The 2,714-nt window shown below is 55.3% G+C and carries 2 protein-coding genes; both read right to left on the minus strand.

Going from position 1 to position 2,714, the window contains the following annotated elements; translation table 11 throughout:
* Nucleotides 1–486 precede the first annotated feature (486 nt).
* Entirely contained in the window at nucleotides 487–2,502 is a 2,016-nt protein-coding gene (ligA, locus tag FKP33_RS26535; protein WP_141336807.1) for an NAD-dependent DNA ligase LigA, read from the minus strand.
* Between the two features lie 39 nt (nucleotides 2,503–2,541).
* The coding region (locus tag FKP33_RS28975; RefSeq protein WP_373423958.1) for a hypothetical protein at nucleotides 2,542–2,714 on the minus strand (173 nt) is incomplete at its 5' end.

Consider the following 2,714-nt stretch of genomic DNA (forward strand, 5'->3'; position numbering starts at 1 on the left):
CTCTCCATTAATGTAGAAAGCTGACTTGCTCATTGTTGAAGCTAGCTGAGATATTGCTATCTCATGTATAACATTTGTCTCATTTGTTCAGTTTTCAAAGAGCTTTCATCACGGCCGCACTTTTTGTCGTGACAAGAATATATCTTATCATTTTTCGACGAACTTTGCAACTGTTATTTTTTTACCGCCATCGCATTCGGCTTCGATTTCGATCTAACCCGTTTGCGGCGACAAGCAATAATGTATCACAAGTCATAGATAAATTGCAACTCCTTATTTTTATTACGTGTTTACTAATTGCCCGAACGCTTCGCTCCATCGCCAGACAGGAGTTGTTCCGTCGTCAGATATCCAAATCTTCACCGACCGATGAGAAGAGTTTTCGGGGCACCGCCTGCCCCAGGCCAATCAACAAACAAAAAAAACGAGGAACCTCTTTGTCCGCTTGCGCCGATACAAAGAAGTCTCCTCGTCTCCATGTCTTCCTCATTCGCCAAGCAGGCGAATGAGCTCCTGCTCATCGTCAATGATCCGAATGCCGAGCTCTTGCGCTTTCGTCAGCTTGCTGCCGGCGCTTTCGCCCGCAATGACGATGTCCGTCTTCTTCGAGACGCTGCCGGTCACCTTCGCCCCCAGCTTCTCCAGCCTCTTCGCCGCATCGTCACGGCTCATCGTCGTAAGCGTGCCCGTGAGGACGACCGTTTTGCCGAAAAACGGATTGCTCTCGTCCACGGCTGCCGGCGCTTCTTCCGCAATCGGAGTGACACCTGCCGCCAGCATCCGCTCTATGCTGCGCCGCATAGCCGGGTCCTGGAAGAAGCGAACGATGCTGTCCGCCACGATTCCGCCGATATCCGGCAGCGTCATCAATTCCTCCGCCGTCGCCTCCATCAGCTTGTCCAGGCTGCGGTAATGGTCGGCCAGCTCTTTGGTAGTCGTTTTGCCGGTGTTCGGGATGCCCAGGGCGAACAGGAAGGACGCGAGGTCCGGTGTCTTGCTTTTCTCAAGCGCGGCCAGCAGATTCTCCGCCTTCTTCGTCCCGAAGCGGTCGAGCTTAACCAAGTCATCGAACTTCAAGTCATACAAGTCGGACGGGTCGCGCACGCTTAACTCGTCATACAACTGCTCCGCCGTCTTCTCGCTGAACGTTTCGATATCCATCGCATCGCGCGAAGCGAAATGCGTAATCCGGCCCACCAGCTGCGGACGGCAATCCAGCCGGTTCGGACAGAACAAGTGTGCGCCCCGCAGCTCAAGCGTATGTCCGCACGACGGACAGACTGAAGGAGCCGTAATCTCCTGACCGTCGGCGTCCTCCGTCACCTTGCCGAGAATCTCGGGAATGACGTCGTTCGAGCGACGGATGTAGATGAGACTGCCGAGTGCGTGGGTCAAGTTTTTGCGGGCGATATCATCCATGTTGTTCAACGTGCAGTTCTGCACCGTGACCCCGGCAATATCGACCGGCTCAACGCGCGCAAGCGGCGTCACTTTGCCGGTACGGCCCACGTTCCATTGCACCCCTAGCAGCGTTGTCACCGCTTCTTCGGCCTCGAATTTATAAGCGACCGCCCAGCGCGGGAACTTATCGGTATAGCCGAGCACTTCGCGCGTACGCATGTCATTGATTTTGACCACCAAGCCGTCAATTAGAAAATCAAACGTGTTCCGCATGGAAGCGATCCGCTGCAGTTCTTCCTCAACCGCTTCAATACTATCCAAAAACTCGACGAGCGGGCTGACCCTGAACTGATTCGCGCGCAAAAACTCGACCATCTCCCGATGATCCCGGAATTGAACGTTGTCCGAATACCCGACGTTATAAAAATAGGCGTTTAAACGGCGCTCCGCCGTTACTTTCGGATTCAGGTTGCGCAGCGCTCCGGCCGCCGCGTTCCGGGCGTTCTTGAGCGGTTCCGCGGCCGTCTCGTTATATTTCTCAAGCACCGACAGGTTCATTATGCCTTCGCCCTGCACCTCAAGAATCCCCTCGGTATAAGGAATGCGCAGAGGCACCGACTTAATTGTCTTCACTTGAGCCAGAATGCCTTCCCCCACTTGTCCGTTGCCGCGGGTCGCCGCCTGCACGAGTTCTCCTCCGTCGTAGGTTAAATTCAACGTTAGTCCGTCGAACTTCAACTCCACCACGAACGAAAGCGGAGGAAGGGGTTCATCCGGATGCTTCGCGTTATAGTCATTGACCAGCTTCTGAGCGCGCGTATGCCACGCCATCAGGTCCTCATGGTTCTGCGCCTTGTCCAGGCTCCACAACCGCGCCAAATGCTTGTGCGGCTCAAAGCCTTTCAGAAGCTCGCCCCCGATGCGTTGCGTCGGAGAATGCGGCAGCACGACGCCCGTCTCCGCCTCAAGCTCCATCAGCTTCGCATAAAGCGCGTCCCATTCCGCATCGCTGATAGTCGGCTCGTCAAGGGTATAGTAGTGGTAGTTATGTTTGGAGATCTCTTCGATAAGGGCCTGCATGGTCTCCAAAGCATCCGGCATCGGCAAAGCCATTGGGGTTCCGTCCTCTCATGGGTTAAATTACGCTTTCTCGATCGGCGCGAACTTGGCAAGCAGCCGCTTCACGCCGACCGGGGCCGGGAATGCGATCTGCAGCTCGGTATCGTCGCCCGAGCCCTTCATGGCCACGATCGTTCCCGTGCCCCACTTGCCGTGCTTGACTTTGTCGCCCATGGCGAAGTCAAGCACCTTGG

The sequence above is a fragment of the Paenibacillus sp. tmac-D7 genome (assembly GCF_006519665.1).
GTDB classification, from domain to species: Bacteria; Bacillota; Bacilli; order Paenibacillales; family NBRC-103111; genus Paenibacillus_G; species Paenibacillus_G validus.

Bases quoted from the DNA above. Each gene is read 5' to 3' on its own strand.
- ligA (WP_141336807.1), bottom strand. From the start codon at position 2,502: ATGCCGGATGCTTTGGAGACCATGCAGGCCCTTATCGAAGAGATCTCC.